At 45.8% G+C, this 21,259-nt stretch carries 21 protein-coding genes and 1 tRNA gene; 4 read left to right on the top strand and 18 right to left on the bottom strand.

The window, feature by feature from the left end; genetic code table 11:
- Positions 1-16: 16 nt before the first annotated feature.
- The 9 genes from fabG to BUC50_RS02605 all read right to left on the bottom strand — a co-directional run bounded on the left by fabG (position 17) and on the right by BUC50_RS02605 (position 7,468).
- Complete coding sequence (fabG, locus tag BUC50_RS02645; protein ID WP_013048450.1) at positions 17-757, bottom strand: 3-oxoacyl-[acyl-carrier-protein] reductase; 741 nt, start codon at positions 755-757, stop codon at positions 17-19.
- A 1-nt stretch (position 758) separates the two neighbouring features.
- Positions 759-1,712, bottom strand: a complete 954-nt coding sequence (gene fabD, locus BUC50_RS02640) for an ACP S-malonyltransferase (RefSeq protein ID WP_013048451.1) — start codon at positions 1,710-1,712, stop codon at positions 759-761.
- A gap of 18 nt (positions 1,713-1,730) precedes the next feature.
- Positions 1,731-2,678, bottom strand: coding sequence for a nitronate monooxygenase (locus tag BUC50_RS02635; RefSeq protein ID WP_013048452.1), 948 nt, complete (start codon positions 2,676-2,678; stop codon positions 1,731-1,733).
- A gap of 10 nt (positions 2,679-2,688) precedes the next feature.
- The gene (locus tag BUC50_RS02630) at positions 2,689-3,687 is read right to left on the bottom strand and encodes a beta-ketoacyl-ACP synthase III (protein ID WP_013048453.1); all 999 of its coding nucleotides are present in this window, start codon (positions 3,685-3,687) and stop codon (positions 2,689-2,691) included.
- Between the two features lie 7 nt (positions 3,688-3,694).
- Complete coding sequence (plsX, locus tag BUC50_RS02625; RefSeq protein WP_013048454.1) at positions 3,695-4,693, bottom strand: phosphate acyltransferase PlsX; 999 nt, start codon at positions 4,691-4,693, stop codon at positions 3,695-3,697.
- Between the two features lie 18 nt (positions 4,694-4,711).
- Positions 4,712-5,290: a transcription factor FapR gene (gene fapR / locus BUC50_RS02620; protein WP_013048455.1), complete on the bottom strand. Its 579-nt coding sequence runs from the start codon at positions 5,288-5,290 to the stop codon at positions 4,712-4,714.
- Positions 5,291-5,450: 160 nt separating this feature from the next.
- Entirely contained in the window at positions 5,451-5,657 is a 207-nt protein-coding gene (gene rpmF / locus BUC50_RS02615) for a 50S ribosomal protein L32 (RefSeq protein WP_013048456.1), read from the bottom strand.
- A gap of 20 nt (positions 5,658-5,677) precedes the next feature.
- Positions 5,678-6,247 carry a YceD family protein gene (locus tag BUC50_RS02610; protein WP_013048457.1) on the bottom strand — a complete coding sequence of 190 codons (570 nt, stop codon included), beginning with the start codon at positions 6,245-6,247 and terminating at the stop codon, positions 5,678-5,680.
- Positions 6,248-6,271: 24 nt separating this feature from the next.
- Positions 6,272-7,468, bottom strand: a complete 1,197-nt coding sequence (locus BUC50_RS02605; protein ID WP_013048458.1) for an acetate/propionate family kinase — start codon at positions 7,466-7,468, stop codon at positions 6,272-6,274.
- Between the two features lie 97 nt (positions 7,469-7,565).
- Between BUC50_RS02605 and BUC50_RS02600 the strand changes: the two genes are divergently transcribed.
- A complete protein-coding gene (locus tag BUC50_RS02600) occupies positions 7,566-8,801 on the top strand; it encodes a tRNA(Met) cytidine acetate ligase (protein ID WP_013048459.1) in 1,236 nt (411 codons plus the stop codon).
- On the opposite strand, the gene coaD is transcribed toward BUC50_RS02600, so the two are convergent.
- Genes coaD through trmB form a run of 4 tightly spaced genes read right to left on the bottom strand, consistent with a single transcriptional unit; the run spans position 8,798 to position 11,152 of the window.
- Positions 8,798-9,298 (bottom strand): pantetheine-phosphate adenylyltransferase, encoded by a 501-nt coding sequence (gene coaD, locus BUC50_RS02595; protein ID WP_013048460.1) that lies wholly within the window; start codon positions 9,296-9,298, stop codon positions 8,798-8,800. The two genes, BUC50_RS02600 and coaD, sit on opposite strands and share 4 nt — an antisense overlap.
- Positions 9,295-9,807, bottom strand: coding sequence for an RsmD family RNA methyltransferase (locus tag BUC50_RS02590; RefSeq protein ID WP_286677129.1), 513 nt, complete (start codon positions 9,805-9,807; stop codon positions 9,295-9,297). The genes coaD and BUC50_RS02590 overlap by 4 nt, the downstream gene beginning before the upstream one ends.
- Complete coding sequence (gene tsaA, locus BUC50_RS02585) at positions 9,804-10,202, bottom strand: tRNA (N6-threonylcarbamoyladenosine(37)-N6)-methyltransferase TrmO (RefSeq protein WP_013048462.1); 399 nt, start codon at positions 10,200-10,202, stop codon at positions 9,804-9,806. Before tsaA ends, BUC50_RS02590 begins: the two co-directional genes overlap by 4 nt.
- Positions 10,199-11,152 carry a tRNA (guanosine(46)-N7)-methyltransferase TrmB gene (gene trmB / locus BUC50_RS02580; RefSeq protein ID WP_013048463.1) on the bottom strand — a complete coding sequence of 318 codons (954 nt, stop codon included), beginning with the start codon at positions 11,150-11,152 and terminating at the stop codon, positions 10,199-10,201. The genes tsaA and trmB overlap by 4 nt, the downstream gene beginning before the upstream one ends.
- Positions 11,153-11,519: 367 nt before the next feature.
- Between trmB and nifJ the strand changes: the two genes are divergently transcribed.
- From nifJ to rsmA, 3 genes are all read left to right on the top strand, one after another.
- Positions 11,520-15,080 (top strand): pyruvate:ferredoxin (flavodoxin) oxidoreductase, encoded by a 3,561-nt coding sequence (gene nifJ / locus BUC50_RS02575; RefSeq protein WP_273311853.1) that lies wholly within the window; start codon positions 11,520-11,522, stop codon positions 15,078-15,080.
- A 132-nt stretch (positions 15,081-15,212) separates the two neighbouring features.
- A tRNA-Pro gene (locus tag BUC50_RS02570) sits at positions 15,213-15,290 on the top strand.
- Positions 15,291-15,374: 84 nt separating this feature from the next.
- Positions 15,375-16,205, top strand: coding sequence for a 16S rRNA (adenine(1518)-N(6)/adenine(1519)-N(6))-dimethyltransferase RsmA (gene rsmA / locus BUC50_RS02565; protein WP_013048465.1), 831 nt, complete (start codon positions 15,375-15,377; stop codon positions 16,203-16,205).
- A 32-nt stretch (positions 16,206-16,237) separates the two neighbouring features.
- On the opposite strand, the gene BUC50_RS02560 is transcribed toward rsmA, so the two are convergent.
- The 5 genes from BUC50_RS02560 to BUC50_RS02540 all read right to left on the bottom strand — a co-directional run bounded on the left by BUC50_RS02560 (position 16,238) and on the right by BUC50_RS02540 (position 21,259).
- Positions 16,238-16,513: an HU family DNA-binding protein gene (locus BUC50_RS02560; protein ID WP_013048466.1), complete on the bottom strand. Its 276-nt coding sequence runs from the start codon at positions 16,511-16,513 to the stop codon at positions 16,238-16,240.
- Positions 16,514-16,636: 123 nt separating this feature from the next.
- The gene (der, locus tag BUC50_RS02555; protein ID WP_013048467.1) at positions 16,637-17,947 is read right to left on the bottom strand and encodes a ribosome biogenesis GTPase Der; all 1,311 of its coding nucleotides are present in this window, start codon (positions 17,945-17,947) and stop codon (positions 16,637-16,639) included.
- 42 nt (positions 17,948-17,989) lie between these two features.
- Positions 17,990-19,804, bottom strand: coding sequence for a primosomal protein N' family DNA-binding protein (locus BUC50_RS02550; protein ID WP_286677128.1), 1,815 nt, complete (start codon positions 19,802-19,804; stop codon positions 17,990-17,992).
- Entirely contained in the window at positions 19,801-21,027 is a 1,227-nt protein-coding gene (gene coaBC, locus BUC50_RS02545) for a bifunctional phosphopantothenoylcysteine decarboxylase/phosphopantothenate--cysteine ligase CoaBC (protein WP_041459350.1), read from the bottom strand. The genes BUC50_RS02550 and coaBC overlap by 4 nt, the downstream gene beginning before the upstream one ends.
- On the bottom strand, positions 21,008-21,259 hold the full coding sequence (locus tag BUC50_RS02540) for a DNA-directed RNA polymerase subunit omega (protein ID WP_013048470.1): 252 nt from the start codon (positions 21,257-21,259) through the stop codon (positions 21,008-21,010). Before BUC50_RS02540 ends, coaBC begins: the two co-directional genes overlap by 20 nt.

The following is a 21,259-nucleotide window of genomic DNA, read 5'->3' as shown; positions in this document are numbered from 1 at the left end:
CAAATATAAAATGTCTTTAACACATGGTCATGCCGCCATCGACGGCTAACACCTGTCCTGTAATATATGCTGCATCATCACTGGCAAAAAAAGCTGCAGCTTTCGCTATATCCTCGGGTATTCCTACTCTATTCAGTGGGATCTGAGACAGCATAATCTGTTTTATCTCTTCTTTCAAGATAGCGGTCATATCTGTTTCAATAAATCCCGGTGCTATGGCATTGACTGTAATGCCCCTCCCTCCGTATTCTCTTGCAATAGCCTTTGAAAAGCCTATTATGCCTGCCTTTGAAGCACAGTAGTTTGACTGGCCGGGGTTTCCAATGAGCCCTACAACTGATGAAATATTAATTATTCGCCCCCACCTGGCTTTTACCATTTTCTTAAGGGCCTGTTTAGAACAGCGATATACGGATGTCAGATTGGCTGAAATAACGCTATCCCAATCATCATCCTTCATGCGCATAAGAAGATTGTCCCGGGTTACACCTGCGTTGTTAACAAGTATTTCCACAGGCCCAAGCTCTTTTTCAATCTCTGAAAACAGAGCCTCTACCTGATCTGCAAATGTAACGTTACATTTTACCGCCAGGCTCTTAACGCCAAAGGTTGACATTTTTTCACATATTTTCATCGCTTCGTTTTCGCTTCTGTTATAACTAATGGCTACATTATTCCCTCGAGAGGCAAGTTCCAGTGCAATAGCACTCCCTATGCCCCGTCCACCTCCTGTTACAAGAGCAACCCTTCCAGACATTTTACGCGGCACCTCCCTCGTTAAACAGAGCGGCTATAATCCGCAAATCCTCTTCATTCATAGCCGAATAGGTTTTCAGCCCCTTCTGGCATCTTTTAATAAGTCCAGCCAGAACTGTTCCTGGACCTAATTCCAGGTAAGTGTCAACTTCTTGTGAAGCCATATATAAAACCGAATCTGCCCATAGGACAGGACTATAGGTCTGATGAAAAAGTGCCTTTTGAATATCTTCCACTGTAAAAACAGGCTGGGCCGAAACATTAGCAACTATGGGGCAGTGTGGAAGATTCCACTGGCATTTTTCAAAAGCCTTTTGCAACTGATCCGCTACGGGCACCATCAAATTGCTATGGAAGGGAGCACTCACCTTCAACATAACGGCTTTACGCGCTCCCTGGACCTTCGCCTCTTCAACCGCCTTTTCTACAAAAGATGTTTCTCCGGAAATAACTACCTGCCCAGGAGAATTGAAATTCGCGGCCTGGCATTCTTTGTTCGGAGCAACCCTTCGGCAAACCTCTTCGACCACATCAGGCTCTAGCCCTATGAGGGCAGCCATTGCCCCCTTACCCTCAGGAACAGCCTCCTGCATCAGGGATCCTCGCAAATGGACTAGGCGAACTCCATCTTCCAGGGAAAGGGCTCCTGCGGCAACAAGGGCCGTATATTCTCCAAGGCTGTGTCCCGCAAGAAATGCCGGCTTTAACGATACACCCATGCTCTCTGTCAAAACCCTATATGCGGCAATGCTTGCAGTTAAAATAGCAGGTTGAGTAAAAGCCGTAAGGGTCAATTTCTCTTCGGGTCCTTCAAATATGAGCTGGCTTAATTTGAAATTGAGGGCATGGTCAGCTTTTTGAAAAACGTCTCGTGCGGCATCAAAAGTATCATATAAACTTTTCCCCATACCGACTTCCTGAGCCCCTTGGCCAGGAAAAACCAGAGCATATCTCACAGTAGACACCTCGTTTCCCTAAAACACAAAATGAGGGAGCTTAGCTATAACGCCAGCAGCTTCGTCAAACATGGCATGTATAATTTCCGCAGCTGGTTTAATGTCATTGATCATGGCAGAGCTTTGCCCGGCCATAAGAGACCCCCACTCAACGTCGCCATTAACCACCGCCGCCCTCAGCCTTCCAGTGCCAAGTTTTTCTATTTCCTCTATTGATGCTCCTGCTGATTCAAGTTCTTCAAAACGTGATGTTAGTTTATTTTTTAGACAACGTACAGGGTGCCCGGTAGGCCTACCCGTTACTACATTGCTTCTGTCACGAGCCTTTATAATAGCCTCTTTGTAATTCTGATGAACTGAACACTCAGAACAGCATACCATCCTGGTTCCCACCTGAACTCCCTCAGCGCCAAGACAGAAAGCGGCGGCTACTCCACGTCCATCCGCTATTCCACCTGCCGCTATAACTGGAATTCCAAGTGCATCCACTACTTGAGGCACGAGAACCATCGTAGTCGTATCTCCAACGTGTCCCCCCGCTTCTGTTCCTTCTGCCACAACAGCGTCAGCACCTTGTTTTTCCACCCGTTTAGCCTGAGCTACTGATGCGACAACAGGGATAACTACCGTCCCGAGAGGTTTTAATCTATCGATAACTTTCCCCGGACTTCCCGCACCAGTGGTCACTATGGGGACACGGTGTTTTTCTGCAAGTTCCAGTGCATCATCCGCGGTAGGAGACATAAGCATAATATTGAGCCCAAAAGGCTTATCTGTAAGCTGCCTTATCCGCACGAGTTCCTGGTCGAGAATTTCTGGAGGCATATTAGCTGCCCCGATAAGTCCTATCCCTCCGCCATTGCTCACAGCTGCGGCAAGGGCCGAATTTGCTACCCAGGCCATGCCTCCCTGTATGAGTGGATATTTCACCCCAAGAATTCGCGTTACTCTATTTTCCCAAACCAAAATTTTCACCTCACATCTCATACAGTATAGAGCCGTATGTCATGCCCGCTCCAAAACTTGTCAACACCATTTTATGTCCTTTTTTCACTTGCCCGCTCTCAAAAAGTTCGGCAAGGACAAGAAAAATAGAAGCCGCAGATGTGTTTCCGTAACGATCAAGATTTATCCATGTTTTTTCAGGTTCAGCATCAAGGCGCTTCATCACTCCGTCTACTATGCGAAGATTGGCCTGATGGAACAGCCACCAATCGATTTCTGCCGGTTGAATATTTTCAGCTCGAACAAACTCCTTTAAAAAGGTTGGAATAACCTGGTTCACAAACTTAAAGACCTCGTTCCCTTTCATATGGACATAATGCAAACCCTCTTTAAGGGTCTTTTCTGAGGCTGGATTTTCAACAACCCCACCAGGGAAAATAATGAGGTCTGACTTTGTTCCGTCTGACCTAAGATCAGATGAGATAAACCGACCTTGCCCAGCATGGGCTGAACCAAGAACTACCGCTCCGGCACCATCTCCGAAAAGCACACACGTATTGCGATCCTGCCAATTTATAATTCTGGAAAGCACTTCTGCTCCCACAACTAGAACCTTGTCCCAAAGCCCGCAGGAAATGCCGGTTGCAGCCACAGTAAGAGCATACACACACCCTGTGCATCCAGACTGGAGGTCAAAGGCTCCAGCACGAGAAGCATTTAGTTTTCCCTGCACTTTAGGTGCTACTCCAGGAAACACCGTATCCGGGGAGTTTGTCGCCACAATGACCATGTCTAGTTCAGATGGTGATACGCCGCTTTTTTCAAGAGCCGCTAAAGAAGCTTTATACGCTAAATCGCTTGTCAATTCTCCTTCTGATGCGATATGTCTCTCCCGAATACCTGAACGCTCCTGTATCCACTCATCACTCGTATCGACTATTTTTGAAAGATCGTCGTTTGTCAATGTTTTTTCTGGAACATACATTCCCGTTCCAAGAATAGCGACATCACGACCATGAAACTGCCCCATAATATAATTAAACCTCCTTGTGAAGCTCATTCGTTATATGTTCGACGCCCTTTTGCAGAACAAAGTTTCTCGCCACTCTAATCGCACTCGCAACAGCTGGGGCTTTCGAACGGCCATGAGCTTTAATTACAACTCCTTTTACGCCGAGAAGAGGTGTTCCTCCATGCTTTTCGTAATCGAACCGGCCCCATAAACTTTTAAGCATGGGGACCATGAAAACCATGCCTATTTTAGGCAATATTCTTCGTCCCATCTCTTCTTTGGCAATTGAATAAACAGCCTGAATAACGCCCTCAGCAAATTTCAAGACCACGTTTCCAGAAAATCCATCACAAACCACAACATCAGCCTTACTGAAAGGAACTTCGTCACCTTCCACGTATCCTGTAAAATTTAAGGAGCTAACTTTTAACATTTCCTTTGCGCTTGCTATAACTTCGTCTCCCTTAATATCTTCAGAACCATTAGAAAGCAGAGCTATTTCTGGGGAAGGCACCCCTAAGATATATTTTGAGTAGATATTACCCATTAAAGCGAATTGATAAAGATTAATAGGCTTTGCTCGAACAGTAGCTCCCACATCTAAAAGGAAAGTATATTTATTCAGAGTCGGCATGGCCACTCCTAATGCGGGGCGGTCAATTCCGGATATACGACCTACGACAAGAACACCACCAGCAACGATAGCCCCCGTGTTCCCAGCTGAAACACACCCCTGGGCTTCACCGCTTCTAGCCATTTCCATGGCCAGCCGGAGGCTGGAATGTCGTTTTTGTCGTATGCTTCTGCTCGGATGTTCATCCATGGAAATATATTCTTCCGTATGGACCACAGAAAGTCTTCGGCGTACATCATCAGCCGCCTGATCTATAATAGGTTCAATTTGTGCACGATTTCCCACAAGAATGATTTCAAGATCGCTAAATTCCCTACAGGCTAAAATAGCCCCTTTACAGGGCTCATGTGGAGCATTGTCTCCCCCCATTGCATCAAGAGCCAACAACATGGCAAATTGCCTCCCCTCTTAACTCTTCATCTCGAGGGAGTCGATGACCACAGCGATAAAACGGCCGACAAAAATTTCTTGATCTCCTACCCGAGTCCTGACACTGACTATATATTTGTTGTCTTTATGAACACCGACTTTAGCGCGTGCGATCAGTACGTCCCCAACTTTGGCGTGGCTTTTATACTCGCCTCTCATTGAATCGATTATAACCATATCTGCTTCAACGACAGCAATCGCTATTGAACTCGCCTGGGAGTATATATAATGATCACATACATAATCTGTATGGCGGAAAGCCATCTCTTTTTTTGTCTGAAGAACTGATAAAGCCCATTTATTGGGCTCAAGTTCGAGAAGATCGCCTACCACTTCACTTTGTTTTAATGAGCGCAGCTTGCTCGTAGCACGCTGAGCCATATTTATGGTGCGCTCTCTCAATTCTGGCACACCAAGGAGAGCTCGATCAAGGCGAATAGTGCTAACACTAGCTGACAAGGCATCAGCCAATTCTTTATCCGTATAAAGCGGATTTTGCTCTAGGAGTTTTAATAATTTCCCTTGCCGTTGTTTCTTCTTTTTTGAACGAATTACCAACGACCTCCAATCTTACTTATGACCAGGTACCAACATCTGATCTGATGACTTGGTCAGTATAATATGTTTCTCAAGGGAGGTCAAGAAAAAAATAACGGAGAGCAATTTCCTCTCCGTTATAAACTTTCTTAGAAATTTCTAAGGGTTTTATATATGCCTTTTAGGCCTCTTCCACTGTTTCTTCAGCTGTTGTCTTAATAACCTTACGGCTACGATAATAACCACACTCGGGACAAGCTCTGTAGGTCATGATCATTTCACCGCAATGAGGGCACGTAGTAAGACCTGGCATAGAGGCAGATCCAAGCCAATTTGCTTTTCTTTTATGGGTACGTGCATGAGAAACTCTGCTTTTCGGCGTTGCCATATCAGTTCCCCTCCTTTTCTTTAAGCTTCCAAATCGTCTTCTTTCATTTTCAACAGGTCTGAGAGCCTGGGATCTATAGCCTGGCGGTTACAGCCGCAGTCCCCTTCGTTAAGAGATGCTCCGCAAATAGGACAAAGCCCCTTGCACTCCTCTCTGCAAAGGGGATGGAGCGGAAGGCTTAAAATAAGACTCTCCCACACCTGGGGAGTAATATCCAGTCTGTTTTCTAAAGAATCCACAAGCACTATATGTTCGTCAGCTTCCTGTTCACGACCTGACGATACAAAATCCCGCAAAGAGTAAAGATACATGAAATGCGTCCGTAATGCAATATCTGTTAGCTCAAGACAGCGAACACAGGGAACTGAAATCGTTGCCTCTAGATCTATTTCAACCATAACTGACTGATCAGCCCAGCGCGCATGAGCGTTGACCTGAAATGGAGAAATAAAAGTAAATTCTTCCTGAGCAAAAAATAACGGCTCCTTGAGTTCCACATTCCAGGAAGCATCTACAACTTCCGGACCTTCCTCTCGATCTGGAAGAAGAATCCAGAACGACCAGTCAGAAGGCAGATCAGTTATCGCCATGCTGCACCATCCTCCCGTCTTCTCTTACTTTGATACTATATCCCTGGTATCACGGGCAATAACAAGCTCTTCGTTTGTGGGGATGACAAGCACCTTGACTCTGGAATCGTCGGTGCTGATTACCGCTTCTTTCCCTCGGACATTATTCTTCTCTGAATCGATCTTAATGCCAAGGAATTCCATATTCTTACAAACCATTTCTCTGGCCCTGGCACTATTTTCTCCAATTCCAGCAGTAAATACAAGCGCATCTATACCGCCCATAGCTGCGGCATAGGCGCCAACATACTTTTTAATGCCGTAATAGAGCATGGATTCAGCAAGCTCTGCCCGTTTATTTCCCTTCGCCGCTTCTTCTTCTATGTCCCGAAGATCGCTGCTTATTCCTGAAATGCCAAGAAGGCCGCTTTCTTTGTTCAGAATATGATTCATTGCTTTCGGGTCAATATCTTCCTGCTCAGCAAGGAACGTAAGAAGCTGGGGGTCGACATCTCCGGCGCGAGTTCCCATAATAACGCCGGGAAGCGGGCTGAAACCCATGCTTGTGTCGATGGATTTGCCGCCATCGACAGCCGTAATGGAACTTCCATTCCCTAAATGGCATGTTACAATCTTCAGATCTTTAACATCTCTCCCTAAAAACTCAGCCGCTCTGTAGGAAACATAGAAATGGCTTGTTCCATGAAAACCATATCGGCGAACTTTATACTTTTCATAGTAGTGATATGGGACTCCGTACATAAATGCCCGACCCGGCATTGTCTGATGGAAAGCTGTATCAAAAACACCAACCTGAGGAACATTGGGAAGAGCTTCCTGCATAGCTTCGATGCCCATAAGATTTGCCGGATTATGAAGAGGGGCAAGAGGCACACATTCCTGAAGAGCATCGATAACTTCTTTGTTTATCATGACAGAATAGGCGAACTTCTCTCCCGCATGAACTACCCTATGTCCGACCGCATTGAGCTCGTCTAGACTTTTCAGCACACCGTGTTCTGTGCTGAGCAAGGCCTCAAGTACATGTTTGATAGCTACTTTGTGGTTATTAATTTCAATGTTTTTAATTACAGGATCCATTCCAGTCTTAGAATGCTTAATACGAGAACCTTCAATCCCAATACGCTCTACCAGCCCCTTGGCTAGAACGGCCTCTGTTTCCATATCAAAAAGCTGATACTTTAAAGACGAGCTTCCGCAATTAAGAACTAGTATTTTCATTGTTTCTAGATTCCTCCCTCTTCTTGACCTGATAGAATTCTACAGGGTATCTTTATAAATATATAGATCATATAACTTTAAGAAAGTGTGATAAACCATGAGCAACAACATTGTTGGCATCATCGCAGAGTATAACCCACTGCATAATGGGCATGTATTCCAATTGGAAGAGGCTGCTCGAAGAGCAGAAGCTTCAGGAATAGTTGTTGTTCTCTCTTCCCACTTCACCCAAAGAGGAGAACCCTCTTTTATTGATAAATGGCAGCGCACTGCCCTGGCCCTTCAGGCAGGAGCAGATATTGTCTTAGAACTGCCAGTTTTTTTCTCGTGCCATAATGCCGGAGTTTTCGCCGCAGGAGCGGTAGATATTCTGGCAGCATGCCACACTGTTACCCATCTATCTTTTGGCATGGAAAATCATTGCAGTGATTTGTCTGCAATCCTTGACATTCTAATTCACGAACCTGATCCTTTCAAGAGACAACTCCGCCGTTATCTGGATAAAGGGTACTCATATGTAAAAGCGCGAGCAATGGCTATGGATGAAATGATCCCATTATCTGGTTCCATTCTTTCTCTCCCCAACAATTCTCTCGCTCTGGCCTACCTTCTCCACTCCAGAAAAAAGGGATACCCCTTCCAGCCCCTTCCCATAGAGAGGAAGGGGGCGGATTTCCATGATGAAAAGAGCTGCGGCAAATGGGCCAGCGCATCTGCCATCAGAAAAGCATATAGTGATGGAAGGATCTCTGATGTACACATGGCCCTCCCCCTCTACTCCCGTCTGGTCCTTGAAAGAACCTTGGAGGAAGGAAGGATCGTTTTTTCTGCCCAAAATCTCTGGCCCTTCCTTCAGACAAGCCTTCTGCGGAGCTCACAGGAAGAAATTTCTCGTACGGCGGAAATGAAAGAAGGGCTTGAAAATCTATTTCTCAAGCTAGCTGCCACGAGTTCTTCATGGAAAGAATTCATTTCAAAGGGCACCTCTAAGCGCTATACCATGGGGACGCTCCAGCGCCTCGCAATCCATTACCTATTAGGTATCTCCCATTGGGAGAACAGAGCATGGCAGCGATTAGGCCCTCAATATATTCGCGTACTCGGATTTTCACAAAAGGGGCAGAAAATGCTGAGGGATATGAGAAAAAGGTCTACACTACCTATTATAACAAGGGGGCACATGCCGCCCTCCCAGGGGATTGGAAGCCGGCTCCTACAACTGGAACACTTTGCCTCCATATTGTGGGAGCATCTTGTCCCATCTCCTCTATTCAACCAGGAAATAAAGGCAAAGCCTCTTCAGACAGAGAGCTCCTTCCTTGACCTTAATTAACTATGGAAGGGTCTCGGAAAACGTTCTCGAAGCCGCCTATACACTCCCGGAGGCACCATTTCCTGAATGGGTCCTCCAAAGTGGAAGATCTCTTTAACGGCATGGCTTGAAAGATAGGAATACTTTGCGTCAGTCACAATAAAAAGGGTTTCTATATCTGGGGCAAGCTGCCTATTCATAAGCGCAAGCTGAAATTCATACTCGAAATCAGAAAGAGCCCGGAGGCCGCGTATAATGACACGGCTTCTCTCTTGCCGCGAAAAATCTACAAGAAGCCCCTCAAAGAAACTCACTTTGACATTAGGTAAATGGCTTAGAGCCTCTCTCGCCATGGCCTGCCGCTCCTCCACACTAAACGTTGCCTTTTTTTGAGGGTTAAGCAACACACTTACTACGAGTTCGTCAAAAAGAGCTGCCGCTCGCTCTGCAATGTAGATGTGCCCATTGGTAATGGGGTCGAAAGAACCTGGATAGACAGCTCGCATGGGGCGTCTCATGAAATGGCCTCCTTCTTTTTTAGAAAGGTGAGTATGGTGTCTCCGTAAGTGCGACGATCAATCACTACAAAATCTCCTTCAAGTATATCAAGAGGTTCATGAATAGAATGTTCTATAATAATATCTCCTTCATTTTTGATTATAGAATTTCTCTCTTTTAACAACTGAAGGATCTTTCTAGGCCATCCTTCTTCGTAAGGAGGATCTGCGAAAATAATATCAAAAGAGTAGTTTTTCTTCTCTAGCCACTGGAGGGCCCTTCGAATATCCATAGAAAGTACAATATAGTTGTTATTCTCCATGCCTATTCTTATGTTTTTACGGATAGCTGCAGCCCTTTTTTGCAGTAATTCCACTTCAACCACAGCAAACGCTCCACGCTCATAGGCCTCAAGCCCCACCCTACCTGTTCCGGCGAAGAGATCAAGGAAGGTCAAACCATGAAGGGGCCCCAAAATATTAAACAAAGCCTGAAGGACCTTAGATGAAGTGGGACGAACATCTTTCATTTGGAACTCTCCATGACAAAAGGTTTAATGTCAAGGACCGGGGTTCCGTCAATAGCATCAAGCCCTTTAACAACAAGCACCGCTCCTTCTCTTCTGACCAGGCGGCAACGAGTAGCCCCAAGAAAATTTGGACGACGGGGGGAACATGTGGAAAAAACCCCCCGTAAGGGACGGCTGGCATCTCCTCTTGGATGGACCACAAAAGGAAAGGATGAAGACCTATGAAAGCGGAAAATAACCAGAATATCCTGTGGATCCTTTAAATCTTCGAAAGCTGGAAGATAGAAGGAATCAAGAACGATACGAGACTCATGATCTTTGAACATGTCAGGAGAAACAGGATTCTTCATTGAGGATCGTACAACCCCCACAGGGCTTAATGCAAAACCTTTCATGAATGGTCCTTTGCCTGTGAAAGATGCTCTGCCAGACAATATATAGATTGTTTCAATGCAGGGGTACGAAAAGCAGTACAATTAGGGTCAAGTTTAATAAGGGTCTCTTTTTCCCCTTTAACTAACTTTAAAAAGAAGCGTTGCTCGAAGCCTCCATCAGAAGCTATTGTTTCCAGCAAAAAGGACTCCCCTGAAGACATGTAATAATTCTTATAGGTCCAATGGCAATCCCCCGCTTTCCCCTCTAATCCATTAAGGACTTGAAGTTGAGAGGGAGTCCAGGTAACGTTTCCAATTTTTGTGTGCATAACATTTTCCTCCTTGATGAGGCGATCTACAGTAAATTTTTCTTTCTTCTCTATCTGGACGAGGAAGATATCTTTTCCCTGGGCAAGCCATTTTCTTTCGTACTTCGTAGTTACTGAACGGTGGGGATTCTTCTCGTAAGCATAAAGGGCAAGGGCCTGATGATCAGAGAGAACGGCTTTGACTTCATCTGCATACCACTCTTCGTCGGTTACCAGTTCAAAAACACCGCCACGACAAAGAACGGCGGCAAGCATATCCGCAAAGCCCGAGTATGTTACTCGCCGCTTTCCATGGCGGGATTTAGGCCATGGACATGGGAAGTTCATATATACTTTATGAATAGTTTCATCCTGAAAACATTCTCGAAGCAGAAAACGCGCATCGCCGCACATGAGAAATAAATTTTTTATTCCAAGGTTTCGTATTCTTTTTGCCGCTTTTAACACGCAGGTCTGAGAAACCTCTATACCCCAAAAAGTATCTTCCCCATGGGAACGGGCCATATATACCGGAAACTCCCCGTTGCCAAAGCCTATTTCTACCACATGTTTTCCTGTACCATAGGATGATAGGTCAAAGGGAATATCTATACCTTCTGGCCGAACAATCACATTCTCTAACGCTACTGAATCCACAGGCATCAACGCCTCCTCAACCTTAATTCACACTCGTAAAAAAGCAAATAAATTATAGCAGTCTTTTCATTAAATGCAGCGTTGACATACTAAGAAAATGTATCTACCATTTGTTATTACTATAACATTTTGTAGCTACTACAACATTGACAGCACCTTTCATTATGATAATATCAAACACAAAAGAAGGTCTGGTTTTACCATCGTTTTAATGGAAATAAAGTTTTTAAATATGGGTTTTTACAAATGTTTTTCCTTCTCCTGAACTTATTTTTAGCAATTAATTGTTATTATATTTCAATAGAGACACAATTATTCTGGGATACCAGAAGTATAAGGGCTCTTTATTGAAAAAAACAGAGGGGGTACATGAATGGTGGCTAAGCAGTGGAAGACGATGGATGGAAACACCGCGGCAGCGCATGTTTCCTACGCGTTCACTGAGGTTGCTGCTATCTATCCCATCACTCCTTCTTCTCCTATGGCAGAAGAGATTGATGAGTGGGCAGCACATGGTTTGAAAAATATTTTTGGCAGAACAGTTGATGTGGTTGAGCTTCAATCAGAAGCTGGCGCAGCAGGTGCAGTACACGGTTCTCTTTCGGCAGGTTCTTTAACGACAACCTTCACAGCTTCACAGGGACTCTTGTTAATGCTTCCCAACATGTATAAAATTGCCGGCGAACTTTTGCCGGGGGTTTTTGATGTTACTGCCAGGGCTGTAGCAGGTCACGCTCTTTCAATCTTTGGTGACCACAGCGACGTGACAGCATGCCGCGCTACCGGTTTCGGATTCCTCGCTTCTGGTAGTGTACAGGAAGTTATGGACCTGACAGGAGTTGCACACCTTGCTTCCATTAAGGCAAGCATTCCCTTCGTTAACTTTTTTGACGGGTTCAGGACTTCTCATGAGATTCAAAAAGTCGAAGTTATGAACTATGACGATCTGGCTAAAATTGTTGACTGGGATGCGATAAAACGCTTTAAAGCCCGTGGGTTAAACCCGGAGCGTCCTTATCAGAAAGGTACCGCACAGAACCCAGATATTTACTTCCAGGCCAAAGAAGCGGCAAACAGATTCTACACAGACCTTCCTGACATCGTTGAAGGCTACATGCAGGAAATAAAAAAAATAACAGGAAGAGAATATCATCCCTTTAACTACTACGGAGCACCTGACGCAGACCGCATAATCGTTCTTATGGGTTCAGCCTGCATGGCTGCAGAAGAAACAGTGGATTACCTTAACGCAAGAGGAGAGAAAGTGGGAGTTATAGCTGTACACCTGTATCGACCTTTCTCCGCAAAATACTTCTTCAACGTTCTTCCCAACTCAGTCAAAAAAATTGCCGTACTCGACAGAACGAAAGAACAGGGCGCACTTGGCGAACCTCTTTACGAAGATGTCTGTACGCTTTTCTACGATAGAGCAGATAGACCGGTTATCGTTGGTGGCCGCTATGGCCTTGGTTCTAAAGATACTACTCCAGCACAGATCAAGGCAGTATTTGATAATCTGAAGGCAGATGAGCCCAGAAACCACTTTACCATTGGTATCGTTGATGATGTAACCCACACTTCCCTTGAAGTGAACGAAAACATTAATGCAGCTCCTGAAGGAACCATCCGCTGCAAGTTCTGGGGACTTGGCTCTGACGGTACTGTAGGCGCTAATAAAAACTCCATTAAGATCATCGGCGATAACACTGACATGTACGCTCAGGGATATTTCGCCTATGATTCTAAAAAATCTGGCGGCGTAACGATCTCCCACCTTCGTTTCGGGAAAAAACCGATTCGTTCTACCTATCTCATTGACGAAGCGGACTTCATCGCTTGCCACAAACAGGAGTACGTTTACCTTTACGACGTTCTTGCCGGTCTTAAAAAAGGCGGGACATTCCTTCTTAATACCCAGTGGACAACCTTAGAAGAACTTGAAAAGAACCTTCCTGGAAATGTAAAGAAATATCTTGCCGAAAATGAAATAGAACTATACGTACTAAACGGCATTGACCTCGGAATGGAAATTGGCCTAGGCAACAGAATCAATATGATCATGCAGTCAGCCTTCTTCAAACTGGCCAAAGTCATTCCTCTTGACGATGCCGTGAAATATATGAAGGATGCCATTTTAGAAACATATGGTCTGAAGGGTGAAAAGATCGTTGAGATGAACTACAAAGCAGTAGATGCAGGAATAGGCGCCCTTATTAAAATAGACGTTCCTGCAAGCTGGGAAAATGCAGAAGAGAGCTGCTGTGGCTGTAGCAAAGATAGCGACAGACCTGATTTCATTAAAAACGTCTGTGACGTTATCAACCGCCAGGAAGGCGACAAACTTCCTGTCAGCGCATTCTTAGGCAGAGAAGACGGTAGCTTCCCCTCAGGGACATCCGCATACGAAAAACGCGGCGTAGCCGTTAATATTCCTGAGTGGCTCAAAGACAAATGCATCCAGTGCAACCAGTGCGCTATGGTCTGCCCCCACGCAGCCATCCGCCCGGTTCTTCTTGATGAAGAAGAAAAGAAAAATGCACCTGCGACCTTCGCTACAGTTGAAGCCAAGGGCAAAGAATTTGCGGGACTTTCCTTCCGCATGCAGGTTTCTTCCCTTGACTGCCTTGGCTGCGGAAACTGCGTAGACATCTGCCCCGTAAGCGCTCTTGAAATGAAACCTCTCGCCTCTCAGACAGAGGCGGAAGTTCCCAACTGGGATTACTCTGTCACAGTAACAGACAAGTCACATCTCACCAACAAGAGCACTGTGAAGGGGAGTCAGTTCTCTCAGCCGCTGTTCGAGTTTTCCGGCGCGTGTGCTGGATGCGGAGAAACACCCTATGCCAAACTGATCACCCAGCTTTACGGTGATCGCATGCTCATCGCTAACGCCACAGGTTGCTCCTCCATCTGGGGCGGCTCTGCTCCAAGCATGCCCTACACAAAGAACGCAAAGGGTCAGGGCCCAGCATGGGGCAACTCCCTCTTCGAAGATAACGCTGAATATGGATACGGCATGTATCTTTCCGTCAAGAACAGCGTGAAGGCCCTTGCGGAAAGTGTCAGAAAACTGCTCGCCCTTGACATCCCCGCGGATGTTAAAGCTGTTTTTGAAGAGTGGCTTGAAAATAAAAATGACGGAGATAAGTCCAAGGTGACAGCTGAAAAGGTTTATGCCATTCTTGACAAAGACCTTGGAAACGCCGAAGCAAATGCGCTGCTCGCCAAAATAGCCGAGAGCAAAGACTATCTTGTGAAAAAGTCTGTGTGGATCTTCGGCGGCGACGGCTGGGCATATGACATCGGATTTGGCGGACTTGACCACGTTCTCGCCTCTGGCGAAGACGTAAACGTATTTGTATTCGACACTGAAGTTTACTCGAATACAGGCGGACAGTCCTCAAAAGCCACTCCTACCGCCGCTGTAGCTAAATTCGCTGCTTCCGGCAAGAGGGTCAAGAAAAAGGACCTCGGCCATATCGCCATGACCTATGGCTATGTCTATGTTGCCCAGGTAGCTATGGGAGCAGATAAGAACCAGCTTATGAAGGCTATTACTGAAGCTGAAGCCTATAACGGACCTTCCCTCATCATCGGCTACGCTCCATGCATCAATCACGGCATTAAGGTTGGCATGGGCAAATCCCAGGCTCAGGAGAAAAAGGCTGTTGAGGCGGGATACTGGCACCTGTATCGTTTCAACCCGCTCCTCAAAGAAGCTGGCAAGAACCCCTTCGTTCTTGACTCCAAGGAACCCAAGGCAGACTTCAAAGAGTTCCTTATGAGCGAGGTTCGATACGCTTCTCTGGCTAAATCCTTCCCGGATATCGCTGAGTCTCTCTTCGAGAAGGCGGCGGAAGACGCCAAGGATAGATATGAATCTTACAAACAGCTTGCTGAAATGGGAAAAGAAGCTGTTAAAACAGAAGCATAACCCATAAATAATCAAGCAAAAGGCCGTTCCTCAGCGGGCGGCCTTTTTTATTGCTTTACAGAGAATGTATAATAGAAAGACGCCATGAAAGCTTGACCTTCACTGGTATATTAGGTAAAATACCCAAGTCATCGGGACGTAGCGCAGCCTGGCTAGCGCACCTGCATGGGGTGCAGGTGGTCGGAGGTTCGAATCCTCTCGTCCCGACCATGGATAAGTAAGCGGGGTATTTACCCCGCTTTTTTGTTTTGTAGACATTATGGTTTTTAGTTTAGAAAGGGCAACGAAAGTTATATGAAGGATCAAACATTTAAACACAAATCTAGTTTAGGGCAAAACTTTCTTACGGATAGAAATATTCTAGGGCAGATAGTTAAATGGGCTGCCATAGATGAGTCTGACATTCTTTTGGAAATAGGGGCCGGTCAAGGGGTTTTAACAAGAGAGCTCGCTCTTTCTCCATGCAGCCGTATATTTGCCCTCGAAATCGATAAGACACTTCACACTCATCTCGACCCTCTAGAAGAAGAATTCAGACCGAGGCTTTCTATTATCTGGGATGACGCGGTTACTTTTGATTACGAAACCAAATTACCAGCTGCCCCAACTAAGGTTGTCGCCAATATCCCCTACAATATAACAACACCTCTTATCTGGAGGCTTCTAGAAGCCTTTGCTGGCAAAGGTTTACATTCGATGATCTTAATGGTTCAGCGAGAAGCTGCTCTTCGTTTAAACGCTTCCCCTAATACCAAGGATAGATATCCCCTTGGGATCACCCTTGAGATTATGGGAGAACGAAAAATATTAAGGAAGGTTCCGCCTCAGGCTTTTTATCCTCAACCTGCAGTAGATTCCGCTGTAATTGAGATAAAGGTACAAAGGAACTTTGATCTGCCCCGGCAGAAAAACTGGAGGACCCTCCTTCGGGCTTCCTTTGCCCAGAGGAGGAAAACACTGATTAACTCTGCCTCTCGAAATGGCGTCAGCAAAAACCACCTTATTGATGCCTTTTCTGCCCTCCATTTCAATCCCTCCCTTCGGGCAGAGAATCTTACAGGAAAACAGTGGCTTGAACTCTGGCATATGTTAAATAGCATTGAAAAAGAGAGAGGCCCCTTTTAGGGGCCTCTTCTTTAATAATAAAACAAAAATTCCTATTCCACTTTTTCCTTAAGAGCCTTGCCTGGCCTAAAGACGGGAACCTTCTTCGCTGGAATCTTAATGACTTTTTTAGGATCCTGAGGGTTTCTTCCTTCTCTAGCCGCTCTTTCGCGAACCTCGAAGGTACCAAAACCAACAAGCTGTACTTTATCACCCTTGGCCAGAGAATTCTCAATAGCCTGCAGCACCGCACCTACTGCGGCACCTGCCTCGCGCTTGTTCAGCCCTGTTGCTTTAGCTACTGCGTTAACAAGATCTGTCTTTGTCACCCTTAATTACCTCCTTTTCTTTTAATTTAATATAAAGGTATGTAATTGACAAGCTTCGCGTCGTTTTATTATTACCAGTAACTGGCACTGCGGTCAAGCCCTAATTTCACTATATTTATAGAATTACTGCTTCACACGCCAGTAGAGACGCAAAGGGGTTCCATCAAAAGTATCCATTTCTCTTATTTTGTTCTCAATATGCTTGTTAAATGACTGACTGACAATTTCTGGGTCATTTACAAAGAACACAAACGTAGGAGGCTCTATGCTCGTCTGAGTACAGTAATAAATTTTTAAGACTCTCCCTTTGCGGCTTGTGGGCAAAGTCTGAAAGGCCAGCACATCCCTTATAAGACGGTTCAGTTCAGTAGTCCCTATTCTTCTACTTCTATTTTCTTGAACGTTTTTAATTGTTTGTGTTAGTTTGTTTAGCCCTCTTTTTGTCAAAGCTGAAACAAACAGCAAGGGGGCATGGGAGAGAAAGGGCATTTCATCCCGTACTCTTTTTCTCATTTCATCCCCCAGCTTGTCTGCTGCTTCTAAGGTGTCCCATTTGTTAATAAGAAGGATTAACCCCTTCCCCTTCTCGATAACTTGAGCCGCCATTTTTTTATCCTGATCTGTTGTGGGTTCGGAAGCATCCATGACGAGCAGGGCGACATCACTCCGATCCACCGCCTGCAATGTTCTTACAAAAGAATAATATTCAATGTCGCTGTCAATGCGGCTTTTCTTGCGAAGTCCAGCCGTATCTATAAAACGGAATTTACCCTCTTTCATCTCGATAACAGTGTCTGTGGCATCTCTCGTAGTTCCTGGGATATCGCTTACTAAAACACGATCGCTCCCTGCTAATGCATTGACCAGGCTTGATTTCCCCACATTGGGACGGCCTACGATTGAAACTCTTATTTCCTCAGGATCCCGTTCCTCCTCTTCATCTGAAGGAAGAAGAGACACAGCCATGTCCATAAGATCATCAATATAACGCTTGTGGAGCGCACTAATCCCCACCACATGCTCAAACCCAAGAGAATAGGCATCGTAGACCCTATCCTCATGAATGCCGTCATCCAGCTTGTTTGCAACGACAATAACAGGTTTGCCAGATCGCCTGAGAATATGAGCTACGTCTTCATCCATCCAGTTGGGGCCATTGAAGCCATCAATAACAAACAATATGACGTGACTTTCCTCAATAGCGAGAGTGGCTTGTTTTCTTATACCTTCAACAAGAGGATGTTCATCTCGAACGAGAAGGCCTCCTGTGTCTACAATATAGAATTGTCTTCCTTTCCACTCAGTTTCTCCATAGATACGGTCGCGGGTAACTCCTGGCATATCATCCACGATTGCTTCCCGTCGTCCCAAGATTCTATTGAATAGCGAAGACTTCCCCACATTGGGTCTTCCCACTATAGCTATTATGGGCATCGTCTTTGATTTCCTCCTTTAATGCATTTCTTCTCCGTCATTTTAATCAATCCAAAGAGAGACACTTGGAAAACCTTCCCTAGACTTCGATATATTGAACCATGGTTCAAGAGCTTTCTTTAATTTCTGAGGTCGCTGGATGAAAGCCCACAGTGAATTTTGTTCACCTCCAGGGTCCATAATAGTAAGGTTCTCGTCCACTAAATATTGAAGCAAAGCTTCCTTCTTCCCCGATGGTGGGGTAATTTCAGCTAATATATTAAAAGGCGGGAAACCATACTCTTCTCGTTCCTTCAGCTCTCTGCGCCAAAATGCTTTCCAACCATATTTTAGCCCTCTCTGCCAACCGCTTCCTGGCCTGCGAGATTGAATCACTACCTTGCGCTCTGAAGGATTGGTTCCGCGCCAGGCCGACTCTAACACCATTCGATAAGCATCAAACCTGGAGCGATATAAGATCTTGCGCGCTTCTGCATCTGCATCTATCCATCCTACCATCCCGACATTCACAGCATCACAAAGAGAGATGGCAGCCCGTGATCCAACGACTATGCCCCCTCCTGCCAAAACTGTACAGACTTTTTGAAAGGCTTTCTTACTCGTATTTTTTTCTGCATGCCATTCTACCACTGGGAAAGCCTCTCCACATAGTGCCTGGGCTACTTTATAAACTATTTCCAGACCTGGGCGCTTCCCACTAAGCAGCAGCCCCCTGCATTTAGGGCATTCCCGAGGAAAAACCGTGCTATAGCCGCATAGAGGGCAAACAAGCCGGGATGCTTCTTCCTCAGCCCGCAAAGCTACCCCGCAAGAATGACAGATGAGAGTGCCACCGCACTCTTCGCAGGTGATTTCACCCGCGTACCCTTTCCGATCGAGAATCCACAATGCAGCTTTTCTCTCTTTTAAACAGCTCATCGACTCTCGAACTAAAGCATCACTTAAGGGAAACGAGGAAGTTATGCCTGGAAAAGAGGGTCTCGAAGCTCGGTTCATATCTACGAATATAAGACGATTTCCCATGGAAGTGCCGTGCTCTTCCGGCATTTTATAAAGAGATACCTTAGAAGATGGCAACCGCCCACAGAGAAATAGGGAACTGTTGGCTATGCGAGCCCGCTGCATGGCTATTGAGCGGATATGGAGCAACGGCGCAGCCTGCATACGATAGGCCGGGCTGCTCTCTTCATCAACAAGTATAAGCTGGGGATCCGGCAAGGGGGCAAAGATGGCACCCGGTCCGCCGATGATGATCTTATGCTCTCCACTGCGGGTTCTATTCCACGCCTCCCATAATTTTTTACCCCCAACAGATGGCCAAAGAAAAATGTTTTCGACACCCTCCGTTTCCAGAAAAGAGTAAAAAAACTCGGCTAAAGCCCTTTCTGGAAAGAGCAGGATAGCCGGGCCGGGATGCTCCTGTAAAATTTTAAGGTATCTTGCATGTCTTTCCTGGTCTTCGGGGAAATAATAATAATTATCCTTAAAGGCTCTGCTCTCCCAAAGACATTCCCAAGGAGCTGCAGGAGGCACTTCTTCCCCCTTCATAAGCTGAGATGGGGACATAACGCGCAGAGCTTCGCCCTGTCCGCAATAAAAATTGACGCCTATCCAGCGGCTTAAAATCCAGAGGTCGCGGGGTAAGGGGGCCGCCGTATCAAGTACTTTATTGATCGTGCGAATACGATATGCTCCACTCTTATTGGAAGTGACAGAGGAAACTCCCAGAGAAAAACCAACCCTTTTAGCAGGTCCTACTGGGACCTGTACACGATTTCCGGCAGGTACAGCTTCTTCATGTTCATAAGTTAGAGGATTCCACCATGGCCCAGGCACAATGACATCGATCAGTGTCACCTGTTCTCTTCCTTTTGGCACATTTCACTAACCGTATTCAAGACCCCCCAGGCAACTTCTTCTTTGGTGCCTACAAGTTCGTGCCAATCTCCAGCCTTTTTTATGATCTTTACCCTATTGGTATCAACGGCAAATCCGGCATCTGTTGCCGTAATATCGTTTGCTACTATAAGATCCAGATTCTTTCGTAACATTTTTTCCTTTGCATGTTCTACAAGATGGCTGCTCTCCGCGGCAAATCCCACAAGTATCTGGTCGGGAGATTTGCGGGCTCCTACTTCTGCGGCAATATCTGGATTTTGCACCAGATTAAGGGTCAAGGTATCTTTCCCTTCTCTTTTCATCTTTTCCATTTCAATAGAAGCAGCCCTGTAATCACTCACTGCGGCAGATTTTATGATAATTTTCGCGAAATCCATTTTTTCGATAACAGCCTTATACATGTCCATGGCAGATTTTACGGGACAGTACGTTATCCCATGGGGAGTCGGGAGGGAAACAGGTCCTGAAACAAGAGTTACATCGGCTCCTCGATACCATGCCGTTCTAGCAAGAGCAAAACCCATTTTCCCACTGCTTGGGTTACTTATAAAACGGACTGGGTCAATAAATTCCCATGTGGGGCCAGCCGTAACAAGAACAGAAACACCAGCAAAATCCTTTCGGGGAGAAAGAGCACGCCATGCTTCCTCAACAATAACAGAAGGGGCAGGCAGACGTCCCTTTCCTTCATACCCACAGGCAAGGCTTCCTTCATCAGGATCAACAACCGTATAGCTCATGGCCCTTGCCTCTTTTATATTTCTCACTGTTGCTGGATGCTCAAGCATATGGCTGTTCATAGCAGGAAAAAGAAGCACTGGAGCCTTCGTAGCGAGAACCGTAGCGTCAAGAAGGCTTTCCCCCCGCCCCTGAACAAGACGGGCAAGGGTTTCGGCAGTACAGGGTGCTATAATGACAAGCTCAGCCCAGTCCGCCAAATTTATGTGAGGTATTTCCCAACCCTTCTCCTGCGAAAGAAAATCGTCTTGGGTCCAAGTCCGTCTGCCGGCCAACGTGGAAAGCACCATTGGGCTGACAAAAGACTCGGCTCCTTCTGTCAATACCACTTCAACTTCACAACCTGCCCTTTGAAGGGCTCGAAGTATCTCTGGCCCCTTATATGCGGCAATACCGCCTGTAATTCCAAGAACTACTCGTCTTTTATTTTTCCACGTCAACATCGTAGCCACCGGGAAGCACTCCTTTAGCCCGTGATGCTGGGATTCTGAGCTTGACCCGTTCTTTCGCAATATCATCCATAGCAACCGACAGGTATTGCTCAAGATCTTCTTCGAGAACACGGCTTTTCTGTTCGCTAATATAGCGAGACCAATTTGCCACAATAACCGTCAATAGATATTTATTGGTAATGCCAGCTCTTTTTTCTAAATAATCTATATCGTAAAATTTCAT

The organism is Aminobacterium sp. EBM-42 (assembly GCF_001896635.1).
In the GTDB taxonomy this organism is placed as follows: Bacteria; Synergistota; Synergistia; order Synergistales; family Aminobacteriaceae; genus Aminobacterium; species Aminobacterium colombiense.
This window is presented reverse-complemented; position numbering and strand designations above follow the sequence as displayed.